General features: G+C 37.0%; 21 protein-coding genes. 10 read left to right on the plus strand and 11 right to left on the minus strand.

What is annotated here, in order from left to right; all coding sequences use genetic code 11:
• Window positions 1-110 precede the first annotated feature (110 nt).
• Window positions 111-707 (minus strand): TetR/AcrR family transcriptional regulator, encoded by a 597-nt coding sequence (locus C9E89_RS13680; protein ID WP_107008895.1) that lies wholly within the window; start codon window positions 705-707, stop codon window positions 111-113.
• Between the two features lie 83 nt (window positions 708-790).
• Here C9E89_RS13680 and C9E89_RS13685 point away from each other — a divergent pair, with 83 nt between their 5' ends.
• Window positions 791-1,999, plus strand: coding sequence for an oxygenase MpaB family protein (locus tag C9E89_RS13685; protein ID WP_107008896.1), 1,209 nt, complete (start codon window positions 791-793; stop codon window positions 1,997-1,999).
• A 58-nt stretch (window positions 2,000-2,057) separates the two neighbouring features.
• Here C9E89_RS13685 and C9E89_RS13690 read toward each other — a convergent pair whose 3' ends face one another.
• The 4 genes from C9E89_RS13690 to def all read right to left on the minus strand — a co-directional run bounded on the left by C9E89_RS13690 (window position 2,058) and on the right by def (window position 6,508).
• A complete protein-coding gene (locus C9E89_RS13690) occupies window positions 2,058-3,236 on the minus strand; it encodes a hypothetical protein (RefSeq protein WP_116746696.1) in 1,179 nt (392 codons plus the stop codon).
• A gap of 92 nt (window positions 3,237-3,328) precedes the next feature.
• Window positions 3,329-5,398, minus strand: a complete 2,070-nt coding sequence (locus C9E89_RS13695; RefSeq protein ID WP_107008898.1) for a TonB-dependent copper receptor — start codon at window positions 5,396-5,398, stop codon at window positions 3,329-3,331.
• A gap of 70 nt (window positions 5,399-5,468) precedes the next feature.
• Window positions 5,469-5,894: a DUF2946 family protein gene (locus C9E89_RS13700; RefSeq protein WP_228199046.1), complete on the minus strand. Its 426-nt coding sequence runs from the start codon at window positions 5,892-5,894 to the stop codon at window positions 5,469-5,471.
• An 83-nt stretch (window positions 5,895-5,977) separates the two neighbouring features.
• Complete coding sequence (gene def, locus C9E89_RS13705; protein ID WP_107008900.1) at window positions 5,978-6,508, minus strand: peptide deformylase; 531 nt, start codon at window positions 6,506-6,508, stop codon at window positions 5,978-5,980.
• Between the two features lie 123 nt (window positions 6,509-6,631).
• On the opposite strand from def, the gene C9E89_RS13710 reads away from it, so the two are divergent.
• Genes C9E89_RS13710 through C9E89_RS13720 form a run of 3 tightly spaced genes read left to right on the plus strand, consistent with a single transcriptional unit; the run spans window position 6,632 to window position 9,555 of the window.
• Window positions 6,632-7,786: a LysM peptidoglycan-binding domain-containing protein gene (locus C9E89_RS13710; RefSeq protein WP_107008901.1), complete on the plus strand. Its 1,155-nt coding sequence runs from the start codon at window positions 6,632-6,634 to the stop codon at window positions 7,784-7,786.
• A gap of 25 nt (window positions 7,787-7,811) precedes the next feature.
• Window positions 7,812-8,945 (plus strand): DNA-processing protein DprA, encoded by a 1,134-nt coding sequence (gene dprA, locus C9E89_RS13715; RefSeq protein ID WP_107008902.1) that lies wholly within the window; start codon window positions 7,812-7,814, stop codon window positions 8,943-8,945.
• 40 nt (window positions 8,946-8,985) lie between these two features.
• Window positions 8,986-9,555, plus strand: coding sequence for an L-threonylcarbamoyladenylate synthase (locus tag C9E89_RS13720; RefSeq protein WP_107008903.1), 570 nt, complete (start codon window positions 8,986-8,988; stop codon window positions 9,553-9,555).
• A 450-nt stretch (window positions 9,556-10,005) separates the two neighbouring features.
• Here the strand turns inward: C9E89_RS13720 and C9E89_RS13725 are convergent, their stop codons facing one another.
• Window positions 10,006-10,920 (minus strand): DMT family transporter, encoded by a 915-nt coding sequence (locus C9E89_RS13725; RefSeq protein ID WP_107008904.1) that lies wholly within the window; start codon window positions 10,918-10,920, stop codon window positions 10,006-10,008.
• A gap of 131 nt (window positions 10,921-11,051) precedes the next feature.
• Window positions 11,052-11,702 carry a TetR/AcrR family transcriptional regulator gene (locus C9E89_RS13730; RefSeq protein ID WP_228199047.1) on the minus strand — a complete coding sequence of 217 codons (651 nt, stop codon included), beginning with the start codon at window positions 11,700-11,702 and terminating at the stop codon, window positions 11,052-11,054.
• A 136-nt stretch (window positions 11,703-11,838) separates the two neighbouring features.
• Here C9E89_RS13730 and C9E89_RS13735 point away from each other — a divergent pair, with 136 nt between their 5' ends.
• The 4 genes from C9E89_RS13735 to C9E89_RS13750 all read left to right on the plus strand — a co-directional run bounded on the left by C9E89_RS13735 (window position 11,839) and on the right by C9E89_RS13750 (window position 15,401).
• Window positions 11,839-13,071 (plus strand): MFS transporter, encoded by a 1,233-nt coding sequence (locus tag C9E89_RS13735; protein ID WP_107008905.1) that lies wholly within the window; start codon window positions 11,839-11,841, stop codon window positions 13,069-13,071.
• Window positions 13,072-13,100: 29 nt separating this feature from the next.
• Window positions 13,101-13,853: an AraC family transcriptional regulator gene (locus C9E89_RS13740; protein WP_107008906.1), complete on the plus strand. Its 753-nt coding sequence runs from the start codon at window positions 13,101-13,103 to the stop codon at window positions 13,851-13,853.
• A gap of 194 nt (window positions 13,854-14,047) precedes the next feature.
• Window positions 14,048-14,596, plus strand: a complete 549-nt coding sequence (locus tag C9E89_RS13745; RefSeq protein ID WP_107008907.1) for a glutathione peroxidase — start codon at window positions 14,048-14,050, stop codon at window positions 14,594-14,596.
• A gap of 172 nt (window positions 14,597-14,768) precedes the next feature.
• Entirely contained in the window at window positions 14,769-15,401 is a 633-nt protein-coding gene (locus tag C9E89_RS13750) for a hypothetical protein (protein WP_107008908.1), read from the plus strand.
• A 62-nt stretch (window positions 15,402-15,463) separates the two neighbouring features.
• Here C9E89_RS13750 and C9E89_RS13755 read toward each other — a convergent pair whose 3' ends face one another.
• Window positions 15,464-15,751, minus strand: coding sequence for a hypothetical protein (locus C9E89_RS13755; protein WP_107008909.1), 288 nt, complete (start codon window positions 15,749-15,751; stop codon window positions 15,464-15,466).
• Between the two features lie 161 nt (window positions 15,752-15,912).
• Here C9E89_RS13755 and C9E89_RS13760 point away from each other — a divergent pair, with 161 nt between their 5' ends.
• Window positions 15,913-16,377 carry an AAA family ATPase gene (locus C9E89_RS13760; RefSeq protein ID WP_107008910.1) on the plus strand — a complete coding sequence of 155 codons (465 nt, stop codon included), beginning with the start codon at window positions 15,913-15,915 and terminating at the stop codon, window positions 16,375-16,377.
• Complete coding sequence (locus C9E89_RS13765; RefSeq protein ID WP_107008911.1) at window positions 16,367-17,122, plus strand: tRNA(His) guanylyltransferase Thg1 family protein; 756 nt, start codon at window positions 16,367-16,369, stop codon at window positions 17,120-17,122. Before C9E89_RS13760 ends, C9E89_RS13765 begins: the two co-directional genes overlap by 11 nt.
• Window positions 17,123-17,168: 46 nt before the next feature.
• Here C9E89_RS13765 and C9E89_RS13770 read toward each other — a convergent pair whose 3' ends face one another.
• The 3 genes from C9E89_RS13770 to atpG are packed head-to-tail and all read right to left on the minus strand — an operon-like array spanning window position 17,169 to window position 19,905.
• Complete coding sequence (locus C9E89_RS13770; RefSeq protein ID WP_107008912.1) at window positions 17,169-17,588, minus strand: F0F1 ATP synthase subunit epsilon; 420 nt, start codon at window positions 17,586-17,588, stop codon at window positions 17,169-17,171.
• A gap of 26 nt (window positions 17,589-17,614) precedes the next feature.
• The gene (atpD, locus tag C9E89_RS13775; RefSeq protein ID WP_107008913.1) at window positions 17,615-19,009 is read right to left on the minus strand and encodes a F0F1 ATP synthase subunit beta; all 1,395 of its coding nucleotides are present in this window, start codon (window positions 19,007-19,009) and stop codon (window positions 17,615-17,617) included.
• Window positions 19,010-19,035: 26 nt separating this feature from the next.
• Window positions 19,036-19,905 carry a F0F1 ATP synthase subunit gamma gene (gene atpG, locus C9E89_RS13780; protein ID WP_107008914.1) on the minus strand — a complete coding sequence of 290 codons (870 nt, stop codon included), beginning with the start codon at window positions 19,903-19,905 and terminating at the stop codon, window positions 19,036-19,038.
• Between the last annotated feature and the right edge of the window lie 26 nt (window positions 19,906-19,931).

Genomic DNA, 19,931 nt, shown 5'->3' on the forward strand with positions numbered 1-19,931 from the left:
GAGACGCAACCCCTTTTGGAAATTTAATTTTCTATGTGTTTATATTTCAAACCAACAAAAATATAAGTCATTGTTTTATATAGAAAATATATTTTAAAATTTTATTTTCGTTATTTTTCTTTTAAATATGCCAAAATCATTAAGGCTAATTCTTGCTTAAGTTGTTGTTCTGTAATTAAAAAATTATTGTGACTTGCATATCTCATCATGGTAAAAAGCGTACTATTAATGATGATAAAGGATTTATTTTTTAAAGTTTCGAAATCCCAATGAGTAAAAAAACGGCTAAACACATAAAGTCCTACCTCATAGAAGTGTTTTTCTAAAATTTGTGAGGCCTCTGAATTGTTGTAACCATGCCAATTTTTCAAAATTTCCATAAAAAAGCCATTATCGGCTTTCATCATGTCAAAACCGAATTGAATACTAAGAGGAATGATTTCTTCTAAGACTTGCCCTTTTTGTGACATCGCAATTTGCTTTAACGCTAAACCTAAACTTTCACTTTTTCGACTTAATAATTCTTGGATAATCTCATCTTTGTTTTCAAAATATTGATAAATCGAACCAACACTCACACCTGATCTTTCAGCAATTTTAGGTGTTGTAACTTGTAGTAAACCTTGCTCAGCAATACATAATTGTGTTGCTTCAAGAATCGTCTCAACAATAATTTTAGCTCGTTGTTGTTGTGGTCTTTTTCTCATAAACACATTTTCCAAATGCGAATTGAATGCGAATAATTATTCATATTAGAGTTAAATCAAACAATAAGTGGAATTCTGAGAAAATGCAAACAATAACAATTCCTAAACGTTTAATGCCATTTCAAGCAATGGTAACACCTCATTTAAAAGCTAAAATGATAAGTTATTTGATCGGTGAAAAAGTAGAACCGTCATACCAAGAGTATCTGTCTTTAGCGAAAGCCTTGCATACAGGTGATGTAGAGATGGATCACCTAATAAAATGGGTCATATTAAAACCTCATCAACATCGTCAATATTTTGAAACTGCTCTATATCAAGGTTTGGATCATTTACCTCACGAGATCCCTGAGCTCACTCATTTTTTTGATATAGTTCAAGCAAAACCCTCTTGGTATGATCAAAAGAAAATAGATCAGGCTTTAGAGTTTACTTATCGTCTTGGAGTCAACAATAGTTTTATCTTGCGTGATTTGGCTTTAATGACAGGTTATTTATATCCTGGATTTAATCAACCGTTGATTTTAACAGGTGCATTAAAAAAATATGCAGGTAAACGATTGGCTGAAACCAATAAATGGTGGATTGATATTACAGAACCTCATGCCTTTGAACGTTTTAATGCAGGCTTTACTTCTACAATTTATGTGCGTTTTATTCACGCTTTAGTCCGTTATCACTTAAGTCAGTCAGAAAAATGGGATGCAAAAACTTGGGGGACTCCGATTAATCAGTATGATCAAGCCATGACGAATATTGCATTTAGTGGTGTCGTATTAATTGGTATTCGTGCTTTAGGTATATTTCCAAATCAAGAAGAGAAAGAAAGTTTTCTACATTTTTGGAAATATGCAGGTTGGTTAATGGGCATAGATGAAAAATGGTTGGTTGATCAGGAATACCAAGGTTGGAAATTGATGTACTGGATGCGTTTCGCCCATCCTCAAGCAGATGAATCAAGCCGTGCTTTAGGGTCTAGTCTGTCCAAAGAACCGTTTGAACGTCAATATCGTTATTTTCCGCTTTTACAACAAAAGCTGGCATATCGACAGCATCTTCAATTAACCCAATTTTTTATTGGTCGAAATAAAATGCAAAGTTTAGGTTTGAAACCACGTTCAGCTTCTTGGTTTGCTTATTATCTGTTGATTAAAAATGTTTTACTTTATACAGGCGCTAAGAAATCTAAACGCTTAGATCACTTCTTACGTCATCATGGTCGCACAATGCAAAAAGTCGGTCTTGAGTTTTATCAAGAACAAAGCAAACAACTTGCAAGTATGCATCAATAGTGAATCGTTTTAGGTAATGATACGACTGTAAGTTTTCTACTACAGTCGTATGACTGAATTAACGATGCTCCAATCTATTTTTATGAATGGTCATCACCACATCACTAAATTCAGCTAAAACATAATCAATCCAAACTTTGCTATACCAATTAAACTCAGTTGAAACTCGATAATCTATTGTTAAAATGAGTTTGGTTGTTTGATCATCAATTTTTTCAAGCTGATAATCTGTTTTAAGCAAATCAAAATATTGTCCACCAACTTCAACATGATCATCCAAAGAACCTTTAGGAAATGAATCTTTGTTAAATGTGTAATCCCAACTCAGTAAATAAGGTGGATAATTTGCTAATACTTTTTCTTCAAATTTAACGCCACGCTCCCATTCGATCGTACGTACAATTCCTTCAGCTTTTTGTTCCGTCTTACCGAAAATCGGTTTTGGAAATCCCATGGTAAAAATAAAGCTTTTAGGAACTTCTTCAGCTTTAATCTGACCAATCTGATGAATTGCACGAAAAACCTCTGTTTGAGGCGCATAAATAATCATTTCCCGTTCAACAGTTCCAAAATGATCACTGGCATGTTGTGGTAAAAAATAAAGCAATAAAAATGGCAGCAAAGCCAAAGAATAGATTTTTTTTGTTGGCTGCCAGAGATAATTACACACACTTCGCATGAGTAATGCACCACTTACAAGAGCCAAAAAAAGCAATGGAAATGCCATGATCACACAAATCGTCCCTTCTTTCAGGACAAAAACACTGGTGATCAATAAAATAAACATAACCCACAATTGAGTTTTTAAGACATTTTTAATGCTTGCAACACGTTTACTACTTATGCTGCGTAGATATTCAAATAAAGCGCCCATCACAAAAGGCAGGCTAATCAAAAAGGTCGCGGATAAAAATGAATCTTTGTATCTGGCAAAAAATGCTGTCATTAAAAAAATAGCAAATAATAAAAGAAAAGGCACACTTCGCCTAAAAAAACTGACTGGACTATATTCTGACTCGCAAGCTTTTGTAGGCTGATATGATGCCAAGCATAATAAATAAATTGTATTGCCCTGTTCTTTGCGAATTAGGCGATAAACACAAAAAGGTTCTGAAGTATATTGTTGTAAAGCGATCTTTAATTGCTGTTTACGATGTTCATCCCAATGTAATTCTAAAATTTCATATTCTTTACAAGATGCGAGTACACGTGCGATTTCATCAATATTGATCGTCATATTTTTACTTGAATACTTTATTTTATCTATTGTGACAGAAGCCATCATTTAAAAACAATGGCTTCTTTTTCTAGCGTTTAGGAAAAACTGATTTAAAATTTCATACTCATACGTGCCCAATAATTACGTCCAATATTATTGAACTGCTCTTCACTGGCAAAACCAAAACCTGAACTTCCAGCTTTATTTAAATGTTCTGTATAGGCTTTATCAAAAACATTATCTACACCTACAGCGATATTAATGTCTTTAGCAAGGTTATAAGAGGCATTGAGGGCAAGTGTATTAAAACTTTTGCTTTCATTCATATCATAACCGACGATATTACCTTGGTGTAGACTGATACGATCCTGTTTTGCAACAACTCGCCAAAGTAGTCCAAATGTATATTTATCTTGTACATAGCGAACATTTAAACGCCCTTCTAAAGGTGCAATTTGTGGTAATGGCTTATGCGTATCGGTATTTTCACCCCATGCATACATAGCACTTACATCTGCTTGGATCGCATCAGTAAAGTCATAACCGATACCTGCTTCTGCACCTGCAATGGTTGCATCAACATTTTTAGCACTGGCACTAAATGATGATCCATGCCCATGTCCACCTGTTGCATGATTATGATAGCTCATTAAGATATAGTCATTGACCAAGCCTGCATAAGCCGATGCCCATGACTTTAATGCACCATGTTGATGTTGATAACCGAGATCTAATTGCAAGGTTTTTTCAGTATCCAAATCATTAAAAGTTGGTGTTGGCATGCCTGAATTACCATGCGCAGTACTAAACAACTCCCAATAATCAGGAACACGCTCAACATAACCTAAACCAATATAAGTTTTAGCATCATGTTCAGGATGTTGACTTTCTAAACGGATAAATGCACTTGGTAAAGTCTCTTTACGATCCTCATTTAACTGTAATGCCTCGATTTTAACTTGGTCAATACGCACACCAGACACCAATTTATAGCGGTCATTCAACTTATAACCAAGTTCACCAAAAGCACCATAAGAGTTAAATTTCATGTTGGTTGTTAAAGGCATATTCATCATCATCGACTTCATACTGCCTGCATGATGATTTTGTTGCGTATCTACACCTGTAATTAAACTCAGTTTGTCCCATTCAGACGTTACTGCAAGTCGTGAATTTAGCGTACGGCGTGTCACTTGCATTTCAGAAGGATTCGGCATATTCATTTTATGCCCATCATGCTCCATTTCCATCAATGGTGGAGTACGTAGTCTAAAGTTATCCATCACATGGTCGTTATAACTATAGTTCACCTGCCCTTCGACTTTTTTAATCACATCAGTCAAGTTTTTCTTTTCAAAACGCAATCCCAAACTTTCACGGGCAAATTGTGAGCCGTCCATATCACGCCCAGCGTAAAGTGCTTCACCATCTGACTTACCTGCACTCAGCTCAAGCCATGTATTTGCATCAGGCGTCCAACCTAAAGCCAAGTCTGTATTCCAACGCTCCCATGCCGAAGGAACTTTATCGCCATTTCCATCTTCATAACTATTAGATTCTGAACGATTTGCATTCAGGCGAATATATTTTTGCTCATCCCCTGCAACTGCTTCAATATTTTGATCTAAACGACCATATGAACCTAGCAATACACTCGCTTGCCCGAAATAAGACTGATCTTCAGATAATTTAGGTTTTTGGCGCTCAAAAATAACCGTTGCAGCAGAACCTGTATTTGCATATTGAACTGTTTGAGGACCTTTAGTGACGGTAATACGGTCAAAACTTTCAGGCTGAATATAAGATGTTGGCGCATCCATACGTGATGGGCATGCACCTAAATTTTCTGTTCCGTCAGTTAAGATTTTAATACGTGACCCAAACATACCGCGGAAAGTCACATCGCCATTTGTTCCACCATTTTTAACTGAACTAAAGCCTGCAATACTTTGTAAATAGTCTGCTCCATCTGTTGCAGGCACAGGCTGAATCGGCTGTTTAGGATCTGCACGGACAATCAGACCATTTGCATCATTGGCTTTTTGTGCAGTCATCACAACAGGGGCTAATTGTTGGACATTATCTTCAGTATCTATTTGTTGTGCCTGAATACTTCCAGAATAACACGCAACACAAATCGCAGCCGTCAAAGGCTGTAAAAAGAATTTTGGCTGAGCCATCTTAATTTCTCACTTAAATTTTAAATAAAACTAAACTGGAGCCTACAAAGACCCAGAAAAAATATTAGATTTAAGCGAGAAGTGGCGGGGCTCGACCTTGTGGAATCAGAAATAAACGTTGTAAAACAAAATAAACATGTCGAAATGTTTTTTGAAATGCAACTAAACGTACTTGTATACGCACAAGCACTTCTTTAATTTCTAAATTAGGCGGCAAAACCAAATTACCAAATACTGTGCAGTATTGGCATTGATGATTTGGATCATGGTGATCATGCGCATGGACAGGTTGTTCAACCTGTAAAATATGATGATGTGTAGAAGAAGAATGAGCAGTTATATGCTTTTGCTGAGCAACAGGTTGTAATAGTAATTGCGAAATTGTTTCACAGACCGGTGCAATTTGATATTGCTTCGGCAATAAAGGCTGTAGAAATACAGCAATCTGTAAACATACTGCTAAAGCACTCAGCAGCAACCCATTTCGCAACAACATGTTTATCCCAACATTTTCTCTTACTCAGTATAACAAAACCCAATCGAAATTGGGTTTTTATTCATCAATCACTATTCTTTCAACTAGCGACGTGCAGGAACTTTCTGTTTTTCACGTTGACGGAGCACTTTTTCAACTTTTTCACGTGCACGTTGACGTTTTAATGGTGACAAATAATCTACAAATAATTTACCATTTAAATGGTCGATTTCATGTTGGATACACACAGCGAGCAAATCATCTGCCTCAATTTCAAAAGTTTCACCTTCTAAATTGAGTGCTTCGATTTTGACACGTGACGGGCGTTCAACTTTATCGTATATTTGGGGCACAGATAAACATCCTTCCTCATAAGGAAGAGTGTCTTCTGTGAGCGGAGTCACTTTGGGGTTAATGAATACCATCGGTTGATCTTTATTTTCAGACAAATCCATAACGATAAGCTGAATGTGATGATCTACTTGTGTTGCAGCTAAGCCAATACCTGGTGCTGCATACATGGTTTCAAACATATCCGCTGCAAGCTGACGGATTTCCTCCGTCACTTCATTGACAGGTTTTGCAATGGTGCGCAAACGGGGATCAGGAAAACTTAAAATAGGTAATAAGGCCATACTTATCCTCACTTGCTATGCCATTGATCTAAAATACTAAATGAAGAATATGCTTCATCAAATAAAAATGTGTAAGATGCATATTATAACGTATTTATACGCATAATTTCAGGAATTATGATAATGATAAAGTTTTTCAACGGCACTAAGTTTAATGCCACGGGGTTTAAAAAGCAGGTTTTGGCTATGGCTCTCTGCGTCAGCGCAGGTGTTGCTATAGTAGATGTTGCACACGCAGCACCAAGTCCAAACCAAAATCCGCCTTCACTTAAAGCCAATGCACCACATGTTTATGTGGTGAAACGTGGTGATACACTGTGGGATATTTCGGGACGTTTTCTCAGCAAGCCTTGGCGTTGGCGTGAGATTTGGGCAAGCAACCGTCATGTAAAAAATCCTCATTGGATTTACCCTGGTGATAAATTACTTCTCTGTACACTCAATGGTCGCCCATTGATTGGCGTAGATGAAGGTGATGGTTGTGAAGGGATTATTCGTCGCCATCAAGGTGGAGGATCTATACGTCCACAAGTTCGTGTTGAATCTATTGGCAATACAATTCCAGTGATTTCAGGTGCGGATATTAAACCTTGGTTAGAACATAGTATTATTATTTCTCCTGAATCCTTAGTTGGTGTGCCTTACATCTTAGGTGCAGCTGATAATCGTATGATCACAGGCGCAGGGCAAACTGTTTACGCACGAGGAAATGGCTTAAATGTTGGGCAACGTTATGGTGTTTACCGTCAAGCTGAACCTTATCTATTTGTAGATGCAAATGGTAAAAAATATAATGCCGGTCAAGAACTCACAGAGGTTGCTTCAGCTGTTGCTGTTGCAGGTGAAAATGATGTTACTACCTTAGAATTAACAGATAGTTATAATGCTGAAGTTCGTAATGGTGATTATGTATTACCTGTTTACGATGCTAGCTTGCCAACTATTTTTTATCCAACTGCAAAAAATGAAGTGCTTACAGGCGGTAAAGTTGTACGTGTTCAAGGTTCTATTGGAACAGCAGCAGTACATGGTGTAGTCACTCTTGATCGTGGTAGTCAAGATGGTGCAAAAGCTGGACAAGTGTTTAGTGTATACCAACAAGGTGAACTTGTTCGTGATCCTAAAACCAAAGAAACAGTGAAGCTACCTAACCAAAATGTCGCAACAGTGATGATATTTAAAACATTTGACCGTTTTAGCTATGCTTATGTGTTAGACAGTGCTTTACCAATTAAAGTCGGTGCAGCAATTCAAACACCTGCTATTGCCGAAGACTAATAAAAACTAAAAATGTGATTTGACCATGTTGAACTTTATATCTGATGAGCAATTAGATACCATCAAATTATGGTATTTAGTTCAACATTCAAATCTCGCTTTTAGAAAATTAGAAATATTCTTTGGTTCTATTTCTCAAGCGGTTGCGCCTGAAAATCTGGTGCGTTGGTCTGAAACACATATTCATAAAAATCATATTCAACGTGCCACAGATTTTTTAACACACTCAGGACAAATTACGTTTGAACAATGCTTAGAAAAATTAAAACAATATTGTGATTTTATTCTTCTAGATACAGATCACCACTATCCTCAACAGTTACTCCCCTATTCAGATCATCCACCTATTTTATTTGGTCAAGGTGTTTGGCAAAATTTAACACAACCACAAGTTGCGATCGTTGGTAGTCGCAAACCTAGCCCACATGGCAAACAAGTTGCTTATGATTTTGCTTATTATTTAAGTGAAAAAGGATTTTTTATTACCAGTGGTTTAGCCGAAGGAATAGATGCAGCCGCACACACTGGCGCACTCAAAAATTCACGTACCATTGCGGTGATTGGCACAGGTTTAGAGCAAATTTACCCAAGCCAAAATCGTCAGTTACACAGCCACATTTTAGAAAATTCAGGCACAGTTATTTCACTTTTCTTACCTAATACGCCTCCATTAAAAGCAAATTTCCCAAGAAGAAATCGTCTTGTGAGTGGGTTGAGTTTAGGCGTTTTAGTTGCAGAAGCTGCCCTACAAAGTGGTTCGCTCATTACTGCTCAAGCTGCGGCGGAACAAGGAAAAGTCATCTTTGCTATTCCAGGACATATTTATAGTGACTACCATCAAGGTTGTCATCAACTCATTCGTGAAGGTGCTATTTTAGTTGATCATCCTGAGCAAATTATTGAAGATTTAGCACTTCCAACTCAATGGCATTGTCAAAATAATCAACCAAAATCTACAGTTGAACAAGATCCTATTTTAGAAGAACATCTCTTTCAACTTTACCAACAACTTGATTGGATTGGGCAGGATCTCGATACTTTGCATCAAAAATTAAATTTAGATGTCGCTATTTTGACTGGATATTTAATGGAATTAGAGCTATTAGGAATGTGTATTCAACAATCAGGTTTATACTTACGTTGCCGAGTTAGCCATTAAGGTTCACAATAGTTCTTTCTCTAGGACAAGGTGAATATCCATGATTACAACCTCAGTTGCTGAAGCTGCACAAGTTTTACGTCAAGGTCAAGTCCTTGCCTATCCAACAGAAGCAGTGTGGGGCTTAGGTTGCGACCCAATGAATGAACAAGCATTTTCAGAAATTTTACGTTTAAAACAACGCCCAATTGAAAAAGGTGTCATTTTACTTGCAGGACAAATTTCACAAGTAGAACATTTATTGCAAAACTTAGACCCCAAAATTCGTACACAAATCATTGAAACTTGGACACATCGCAGTCAAAATGAACGCGCAACAACTTGGCTACTTCCTGCTGATCATAATATTCCACAATGGATCAAAGGTAGTCATCCTAAAGTGGCTGTTCGTGTTACAACACATCCGTTATGTATCGCGTTATGCAATGCTTTTGGTGGGTTTATTGTGTCGACTAGCGCTAATGCTGCTGGTGCAGAACCAGCTCGCTCATTACAAGAAGTGAACCGTTACTTTGGTTCTGAACCAAATTATCTCAACGGTGACTTAGGCTTAAGCCAAGAACCAAGTCGTATTTTAGATGCAATCACAGGTGAAGTTATTCGCGCCTAAATTGGTCTTGCCCTATCGTATAAATGTATCAAATGGAGCGTTTTTAAAAGCGCTCTTATTTAAGTCATGGTCAAAATTAAGCAAAAAAAAACTCAGCCATATAGGGTAGGCTGAGTATGAAAAAGGATGTTTGTCACATCCAGAGGGTATTACAAATTTGTTTAGCTCAATTCAATAATGAATGAAAAATCACTATATCTTGTCTATGTAGTTATTATGCTACAAATCACCATTTAATACAAATTTCATCTTTATTTTACGAGACTTATATACAAAATGAATTTGACAAAAACACGAGGGCTTCAATAAAATTAAATGGTTATATTTGCTCCAAATTTTATTAAAACAGCAAAGTGAAAGTTTAATATCTCCTCAAATCATACTTTTTAGGTATCAAGTAATACAAAAATAGTATTAAAAAAACTTAAACAATTGACCACTTTTCACTCATTATTTTGCAGATTGCATTGGATTTACAACAGCAGTCTTTTTCTGTGCTAACACAATACCCAATAAAATAATCACTCCACCAATACTGTGATATATCGTCCATGCTTCATTAAGCCAAAAGAATGCAATAATTGCAGTAAAGACAGGCATTAGATTCATAAAAATACTGGTTCTATTCGGTCCAAGATACTGAACCGCCAACATCCAAAAGAACGGTGCAACTAAAGATGGGAACATGCCAGCATATAACACGCTCGCCACGTTGTTTGCATCAATGCCTTGTAAACCAAACCAAAAAATAAAAGGTAAGTGATACACCAAGGCAAAACCAATTTGAACGTATAAACTAATTAAAAGCGGTACTTTGAGTTGCCATTTTTTGAGAAAAACCCCATAAAAAGCATAGAAAAAAACGGCTAAAATCATGACAAAATCACCAGAATGCCCGCTTAAACCGAGCAAACTCGCAAAATCACCTTGTGCCATGACATAAATTAAGCCAAAAAATGACAAGATACTTCCAATCACTGCGAAACGATTTGGAATTTCTCGTAAAATAAACATAGAAACAAAAATGGTAAATACGGGAATAAATGCATTGATAATTCCCATATTTGTAGCAGAGGTATGATGTGCCGCAGAATAAGCAAGCCCTTGATATAACACCATACCAAAAGCACTTAAAATGGCAAATTGCCAAAAATGCTGCTGAATCAAATGTCGGTTTTGCCACACCTTTTTAGCCATAAAAGGAGTTAAAATAATAAATGCAACCAACCAGCGATAAAAACTAATACTGACAGGCGTAATATAATCAGCAACATAGCGTGTTACTGCGATATTCATAGACCAGATTAATACAGCGAGTATAGGCAAACTAAATGCCCACCAAATCGTTGTGGTTTTTGTGTTCATCACTTCAGCTTATCTAAGTTAGGCAAGGTTTATTGTAGATAAGTCTAAAAAGTTTTAAATATCGTATTTCAGACATTTATACCTAAATTTAGACAACTAGCCTCTAATTTCGTTTCGATTCCTACTCAAGATCAATTTTCTTTGATCAAGACATGCCATGTTTGCATGGCATAATCCACGACTTGGTTTAACTGTTGCTTACTGACGCCATCTCTAGCTTGCATGGTCAAACCTTGAATCACTGTACTATAAAAATCTGTCATTTCCTGTACATTTGCATGTATCGATAAATCACCCGTAGCTTTTCCTTGTTGTAAATGTTGATAAATCTTCTCTTTTACTTGTTGACGTTTGAGTAATAAATCTTGTTGTAAAGATTGATTTTCTTCGGAACAATTCATCGCAGCAACGACCAACATACAACCTGTTGGCTTATGATCTTGTACTAAGCGTTTTACCGTTTCATATAGATATAACTCTATAGCAATTTTTGCAGTTTTTGCAGTTTGAAAAATCGGCTCAATAGGACAAGCTTCATGTTGCAAATAATATTCTAAACAATGTTGAAATAATTGTGCTTTATCGCCAAAAGTACTGTAAATGCTGGGTGCTGATAGATTTAAAGCTTGAGTTAAATCACTCATGGAGGTGGCTTCATAGCCATATTCCCAAAACAATAACATCGCTTTTTGTAACGCCTCTTGCTCATTAAAACATTTTGGTCGACCACGTTTGCGCTTTGCCGTCAAATCTTCCTGTGATTGATCTTTTTCAATTTTCATCTCGCTCATAAACTTCCCACATTTTTTTATAACGATCATTATTAAATTAATTGACATCGTATTTTCAATCAAATATTTTATTTTTGTAATGATCACTATTAAATAGCTAATAATAAATCGCATAGGAGTTACGACCATGCCGCAATCTACACATCCTTCTCTCTCTAACTCTCAGGACTCTCCCGCCACACACTCTAATGGGAGTTGGCTTGCTTTAATTACAGTTGCTGTCACTGCTTTTGCTCTTGTAACCAGTGAGTTTTTACCTATTGGTGTTTTAAATGCAATTGCTACTGATCTCAACATTTCAGTAGGTACAGCAGGTTTAGTGATCACCTTACCCGGTATTATGGCTGCTTTAGCCGCCCCTCTTGTTCCTATTTCTGTCAAAACCTTAGATCGACGTTATTTACTCATTGGGCTGACCGCAATTATGGTCATTGCTAACTTAATAACAGCAATTTCACATAGTTTTGAACTCTTATTAATCAGTCGTTTTATTTTAGGTATTGCCATTGGTGGCTTTTGGGCAACGGCAATTGCGCTCAGTGGAAAATTAGCTCCTTTGCATTTACCAATTGCCAAAGCCAATGCTGTTGTCATGGCAGGTGTCACTTTGGCTACAGTTTTAGGTGTGCCTATTGGGACATGGCTTAGCGAGTTTTTTGGTTGGCGAACTGCATTTTTGTTAACCGCTATAGTCGGAGCTGTCGTTTTAGCCTTAGAAATCTTTTTCTTACCACAACTTAAACCAAGCTCAGCTATCCATTTTCGTGACCTACCTGCATTATTACGAGAACCCAAAGCACGTAAAGGTTTAATTATTATACTTTTAGTCGGCTTAGCTCATTTTTCGTCTTATAGTTACTTAGCACCCTTCTTTAAAAATGTAGCAGGCTTTGACGGCTCAACCATCAGTTATTTGTTATTACTTTATGGTGTGGCAGGTATTTTTGGTAATGCCTTTGCAGGTTATAGCAGCAATATTAACGTACGTTATACCTTTGCTTTTGTCAGCCTATGTTTTGCTATTGTTTATTTCTGCTTCCCTGTTTTTGCCATCTATAAAATAGGGGCGATTATTTTTACTGCATTATGGGGTTTCTCTTTTGGCGCATTTCCAACGACAGCCAATATTTGGATGTTTGTACACGCACCTCAGGCTGTCGAAAAAGGTATGCCTTTATTTGTTGGTTTCTTTCAAGTTATGATCGCAACAGGTTCTTTGTTTGGTGGTTATATTGTCGATCATTTCAATGCCAACATTTTATTATATAGTGTACTGAGTTTTATCATTTTAGCGCTCATTTCAATTTTCACTTGGTCACGTGGATTAAACAATCCTAAAATTAGCTGTGAAAACTCATAACTTTGGAAAATATACTTGTGCTTGAAAATATGTTTCAGCTCAGTCAATGGATTGAAATTGAAGAGTTTCATTATAAAAAAAATGATGTAATTACTCCCCATAGTTGTTTATGGGGAGATTTCAACTTTAGCCTCAATGGCTTATTAGAGTTTTCTATCAATGGGAAAATCTATTTATCGCCACCCAGTTATGGCATTTGGATTCCACCACAAACTGAGCATTGTTCAATTGCGCTTGATCAACACGTGATGCATTATATTTGTATTCGTTTGCATCCACAGTTATGTGATCAATTTTCAACACGCTGCCAGACCTTAACTGTACAACCATTTTTAAGGCAAACTGTTCATGAAATTTTAACTCATCAAAAGAGTTCGCAATATTTTGAACATTATCATCAACATTTATTACAAGTACTGTTAGATCAACTGACTTTTGCACCATGTTATGATCAATATTTACCTCAAAGTCATCATCCTATTTTAGAGCCGATTTTAAAAAAACTAGCAGATTCGGCTCGATTTTCTGAAACACTACAGCAAATTTTGGCAGAATTTGAGCTGAGTGAACGGCATATTTTAAGACTAAGTCAACGTGAACTGTCGATGTCAATTTCAGAATGGCGTAATCGCAGTAAAATTGTCTATGCCATCATGCAGTTACATCATGGACAGTCGATTAAAAAAATTAGTTTAGAGTTAGGATATAAGCAAAGTTCAAGTTTTATTGAATTTTTTAAGCGTTATACAGGACAAACACCGACTCAACTACTTGAGAGGTAAAAACTTTATGCTCAATGCCAGCTTAAGTTAAAAGCTTATTTTAAATAAATATTTTGACTTAACCCATATAGATCATCATCTGATCTATTTGTCTTAAATTGTAAGATTCTCTAAATTAGAGCTTGCTGAAAATGTGAATAATCGCTACAACATTAAACAAGACTATTTCTTTAAAATGACATTAGGACAATAAAATGAGCACATCGGTTTATGACATTCCAGTGAAAACGATTGATGGTAATGATCTCAGTTTAAACCAATATGAAGGTAAGGTTTTACTCTTGGTCAATGTTGCCTCAAAATGTGGTTTAACACCACAATATGAAGGCTTAGAAAAACTGTATCAAAGTAAAAAAGATCAAGGTTTAGAAATTTTAGGCTTCCCAGCAAACAATTTCTTGGCACAAGAACCAGGAACGAATGAAGAAATTCAACAATTTTGCTCACTCACTTATGATGTGCATTTTCCATTATTTGCTAAAATTTCAGTCGCAGGTGATGATAAACATCCGCTCTATGAAACACTGATTCATGCTATTCCTGAACGTATTGGTGAAGGTCCATGGTGGAAAGACCTTGTCGATTATGGTTTAACCCCAAATGCAAAACCTGAAGTTTTATGGAATTTTGAAAAATTCTTAGTCAATAAACATGGCGAAGTGGTCGCTCGTTTTGCGCCTGATATTACGGCTGATGACCCTCGTATCTTACAGGCAATCGAAGCTGAACTTGCCAAAGCCTAAGTTCAATCATTTAAAATACTGCTCTACATTAGAGATGACGATATTCATCTCTTTTTATTATTTAAAAATGATTGCTGAACCAAGAAAACTGTTGTCACTTTGCAACAATCCTACATTTATCCATATTTCAGCCTTATATTGAAATTCATAAGATTTTTTGAATTTGGATGCAATGAAAAAGCTATTACAAGGTGCAATTCTCCCCTTTTTTATTTTTGCTTCTGGCATGACATTGCTAGGGTGTAATCAAGCGGCTGAACCTGAACAAAATGCGGACTCATCCGAACAGGTTTCATCCAAATATGATACTGAGGAAAACCAACAAAAATCTTCACAAGAAGAAGCAATCATTGCTTCTGAAACAACGAAAAACAATGAAAATTTAAAAAGTGGCAATATGTTTTATATTGCACGTGATGTTGCCAATGTTCAGTTAAAAACTGGGGATTACATCGCTAAACTCCAACAAGCACAAACTGATTTAGAAACAGCAATTCAACAAAAAGACCAAACACAACTGCAAGAAACAGCTAAAAATCTAAGTCGTGAATTACAAGGTTTTAATACTGCTTTGATTTCTTTAGATTTAAAAAGCCAAGAAATTGACCAGATGCGCCAACAAGTTTTAGCAGCCAATAAACAGGTCTTAAACTCAGCATTACTCAATGGCGAAGTTGATTTTACAAAAATTGATTTTGATAAAATTGAAAAACAAATGGGAACAATCCAATCTGAAATGATCAAACTTGCAGGAATGATGATTCCTAAAGGTACATCAAACAATAACGAACAAAATAGCGAATAAGCTCCAAGCAAACTCAACGCCTCATGATGTTAAGAAAGTCCTAAAATTTTCTTAACATCAAATTAGCTTTGGGTTTTATAAGCATTTAGCATTGCTTGTTGAGTGACATCTGAGACTTGTCTCATCTCTACATATGAAAAATCACCCCTATATGTTTCTTGCACAATTTTTTGCACTAAATCATCGACCATTTGCCGACCTTCATTTTGATATAAGTTGGCTTCTATTTGACTTAAATACAAGTACCAACAAGAGACAACAGAGCTCATATCAATAGCAACACTGAGATAATAATGTTCATTATCCTGATAAAGCTCCCAAAAATGGGCTTGTTGTTCAATCATTTTCATGGTGAATATTCTAAAATTTATTTTGATCATTAACATACTGCAAAATAGAACAGCAATGAATGCAACTTTAGCTGTATTCATTTTTGTGCTTAAAATATTGCGCTATATTTATTCAGAAATGCATGTTCTAATCAAAAATATTGAAAATTATCTACTTAAATATGCAACTGATTATTTTTACAGGTTTACAAGCATCTGGTAAATCGACATTTTATAAAGAATATTTTTATAAAACCCACTTACGTCTAAATTTAGACATGCTAAAAACGCGTCATCGTGAAAAAATACTATTTGAAGCCTGTCTTGAAAGTAAAAGTAAATGTGTCATTGATAATACCAACATGAGCCAAATAGATCGTCATCGTTATATTGAAAAAGCGAAAAATGCAGGTTTTCATATTGTGAATTATTATTTTGAAACATCGCTAGATAGCGCATTAGAACGCAACCGACAACGATTAGGTAAAGAACGAATTCCTGATCAAGGTGTACTTGCAACAGCTAAAAAATTTGAACTGCCTTCACTTCAGGAAGGTTTTGATGAACTTTATAAAGTTAAAATTATAGAAAATCAGCAATTTTCCATACAACTTTTAGCAATTCGAGAACAACCTCATGAGATTTGATGATTTAGATACTCGCTTACGTGTATATGAAACAGCTTATGATTTTTGTGTACCTCCTGAACAATATATTGTGGTACGGCTTGATGGAAAGGGTTTTACACGATTGACTAAAGAAATTTGGCAATTTGAAGCACCTTTTGACATTCGCTTTAGAGATTTGATGGTCGAAACTACTGCACATTTAATGCAATGTGGTTTCAACATTATTTATGGCTATACACAAAGTGATGAAATTTCACTGCTTTTTCATCTTAAGGATGACAGTTTCAACCGTAAAACACGCAAAATCATCTCTATTCTTGCAGCCGAAGCCAGTGCAAAATTCAGTATTTCACATGGGCAAATGGCAACTTTTGATGCTCGAATTTGTATTTTACCCAATGCAAAAATTGTTGAAGACTATTTTCGTTGGCGACATGAAGATGCTCATCGTAATGCTTTAAATGCACATTGTTATTGGATGTTACGTAAAGAAGGTGAGACTATTAAAAAAGCAACCCATCAAGTCAAAGGCTTATCTCGCCAAGAAAAGCATGATCTTCTGTTTAACCGAGATATTAATTTTAATGAATTGCCATCGTGGCAAAAAAGAGGGACTGGTCTATATTGGCAAGAAGTTGAAAAAGTAGGATTTAATCCAAAAACTAAACAGCCAACAGTATCGACTCGTCGGAAAATTTTTAAAGACTATGAATTGGCTTTAGGGGATGAGTATAGTCAGTTTATAAAAACACAATTTTTATAAATAAAAAACCGCCCTTTCGGACGGTTCTTCAATCTCCAACTGCGTCTTATTGAGCGCGGTTTTTGATTTTGCGGATGGTTTCCAACTGAGCAGCAGTTTCTGCAAGAGCAGCCAAAGCAGCAGCAGCGTCCAAATCGCTCTTTTGATTTGCAAGCAAGTTTTCAGCATTTTTACGTGCTTCAATAATTGCAGCTTCATCTAAGTTTTCTGCACGGACAGCAGTATCTGCTAGAACCGTAACAACATGCGGTTGAACTTCAAGTACACCACCAGATACATAGATTAACTCTTCTGTACCGTTCTCAAGCAGAACGCGAATCGCGCCCGGCTTAAGTAAAGTTACCAACGGAGCATGACCAGGCATAATACCCAGTTCACCGCCAGCACCTTTAGCGATTAGCATTGTTACAGTGCCTGAGTACAAAGACTCTTTAACACTGACAACATCACATTGCATCGTAGACATGAGAATCTCCTAAATTAGGGAACTAATTAAAGTTTCTCAGCTTTAGCAATCACTTCGTCAATACCACCAACCATATAGAACGCTTGTTCTGGGATGTGATCGTATTCACCAGCTAGAAGACCTTTAAAGCCACGAATCGTTTCTTTAAGCGGTACAAGTTTACCAGGAGCACCAGTAAATACTTCAGCTACGTGGAACGGTTGAGAGAAGAAACGTTGAATTTTACGCGCACGGTAAACAGTCAATTTGTCTTCTTCAGCCAATTCGTCCATACCAAGAATTGCGATAATGTCTTTCAATTCTTTATAACGTTGAAGAACGTTTTGAACTGAACGAGCGATTTCGTAATGCTCAGCACCTACTACAAGCGGATCTAACTGACGTGAAGTTGAGTCAAGTGGATCGATCGCTGGGTAAATACCACTCGACGCGATGTCACGGCTCAATACAACAGTTGCGTCCAAGTGAGCAAATGTAGTTGCAGGCGATGGATCTGTTAAGTCATCGGCAGGTACATATACCGCTTGGATAGATGTAATCGAACCAGACTTAGTAGAAGTAATACGTTCTTGTAGAACACCCATCTCTTCTGCAAGAGTTGGCTGGTAACCTACAGCAGACGGCATACGACCTAACAATGCTGATACTTCAGTACCCGCAAGTGTATAACGGTAGATGTTATCTACGAACAATAATACGTCACGACCTTTGCCGTTTTCGTCTTTCTCGTCACGGAAATATTCAGCCATCGTCAAACCAGTCAACGCTACGCGTAAACGGTTACCTGGTGGCTCGTTCATCTGACCGTAGACCATTGCTACTTTGTCAAGAACGTTAGAATCTTTCATCTCGTGATAGAAGTCGTTACCTTCACGAGTACGCTCACCAACACCAGCAAACACAGATAAACCTGAGTGAGCTTTCGCGATGTTGTTGATCAATTCCATCATGTTTACGGTTTTACCAACACCCGCACCACCGAACAGACCAACTTTACCACCTTTAGCAAACGGGCAAAGTAAGTCGATGACTTTAATACCAGTTTCTAAAAGGTCAGTAGAAGCTGCTTGTTCAGCATAAGAAGGCGCTTGACGGTGAATCGGTAAACGCGCTTCAGTTGCAACTGGACCAGCTTCGTCGATTGGGCGACCAAGAACGTCCATGATACGACCCAAACATGCAGTACCTACAGGTACAGAGATTGGAGCGCCAGTATTCGTTGCGTTCAAACCACGCTTAAGGCCTTCAGTAGAACCCATTGCAATAGTACGAACTACGCCATCACCAAGTTGTTGCTGAACTTCTAAAGTAGTTTCAGTGCCATCAACCTGTAGAGCGTCATAGATCTTAGGAACGCTGTTGCGTTCAAACTCGACGTCGATAACCGCGCCGATGATCTGAATGATACGACCGCTACTCATTGCTGTCTCCTCAATTCAAAATAATGTTAAACGGCAGCGGCACCACCAACGATTTCAGAAATTTCCTGAGTAATCGCGGCTTGACGCAGCTTGTTATAAATAAGTTGTAGGCTCTTGATGATCTCACCTGCGTTATCAGTTGCAGCTTTCATTGCTACCATACGCGCAGATTGTTCACATGCGATGTTTTCAATCACACCTTGATATACCATAGACTCGATATAACGAACCAATAAACCATTTAACAGCTCTTCAGCTTCTGGTTCATAGAGGTAATCCCAACCGTATTGACGGTTTAGACCTTCTTGTGTCTCAGCCGCAGCTAAAGGAACAAGTTGCTCAACCTTTTGGTTTTGAGTCATGGCATTGACAAAGCCGTTTGACACAAGATAAATACGATCTAATTCGCCTTTATCAAATGCATCTAACATCACCTGTACAGAACCAGTTAACTGTTCAAGACTTGGAGCATCACCTAAATTGGTTGTTGCACCCAGTACTTTACCGCCGTAGTTTTTAAAAAACGAAACCGCTTTTTGACCAATTAAAGCAAATTGAACTTCAATTGACTGCTCTTGTTGCTGCTGTACGTGTTTAACCACTTTTTTGAACAAGTTAATGTTCAAACCACCAGCAAGACCACGATCTGAAGAAACAATAATATAGCCAACGCGTTTTACAGGGCGTTCAACCATATAACGATGTTTATATTCAGGATTCGCTTGTACCAAATGAGCAATTACACGGTGCATATTTTCGGCATACGGACGGCCCTGAGCCATGCGCTCTTGCGCACGACGCATCTTAGAAGCTGCTACCATCTGCATCGCGCGAGTAATTTTCTGCGTGCTTTTGATACTAGCTACTTTGGCGCGAATTTCTTTTAAATTTGCCATACGCTTAACCTAGTATTCGAAAGCCC

This window comes from Acinetobacter sichuanensis, assembly GCF_003024515.2.
GTDB classification, from domain to species: Bacteria; Pseudomonadota; Gammaproteobacteria; order Pseudomonadales; family Moraxellaceae; genus Acinetobacter; species Acinetobacter sichuanensis.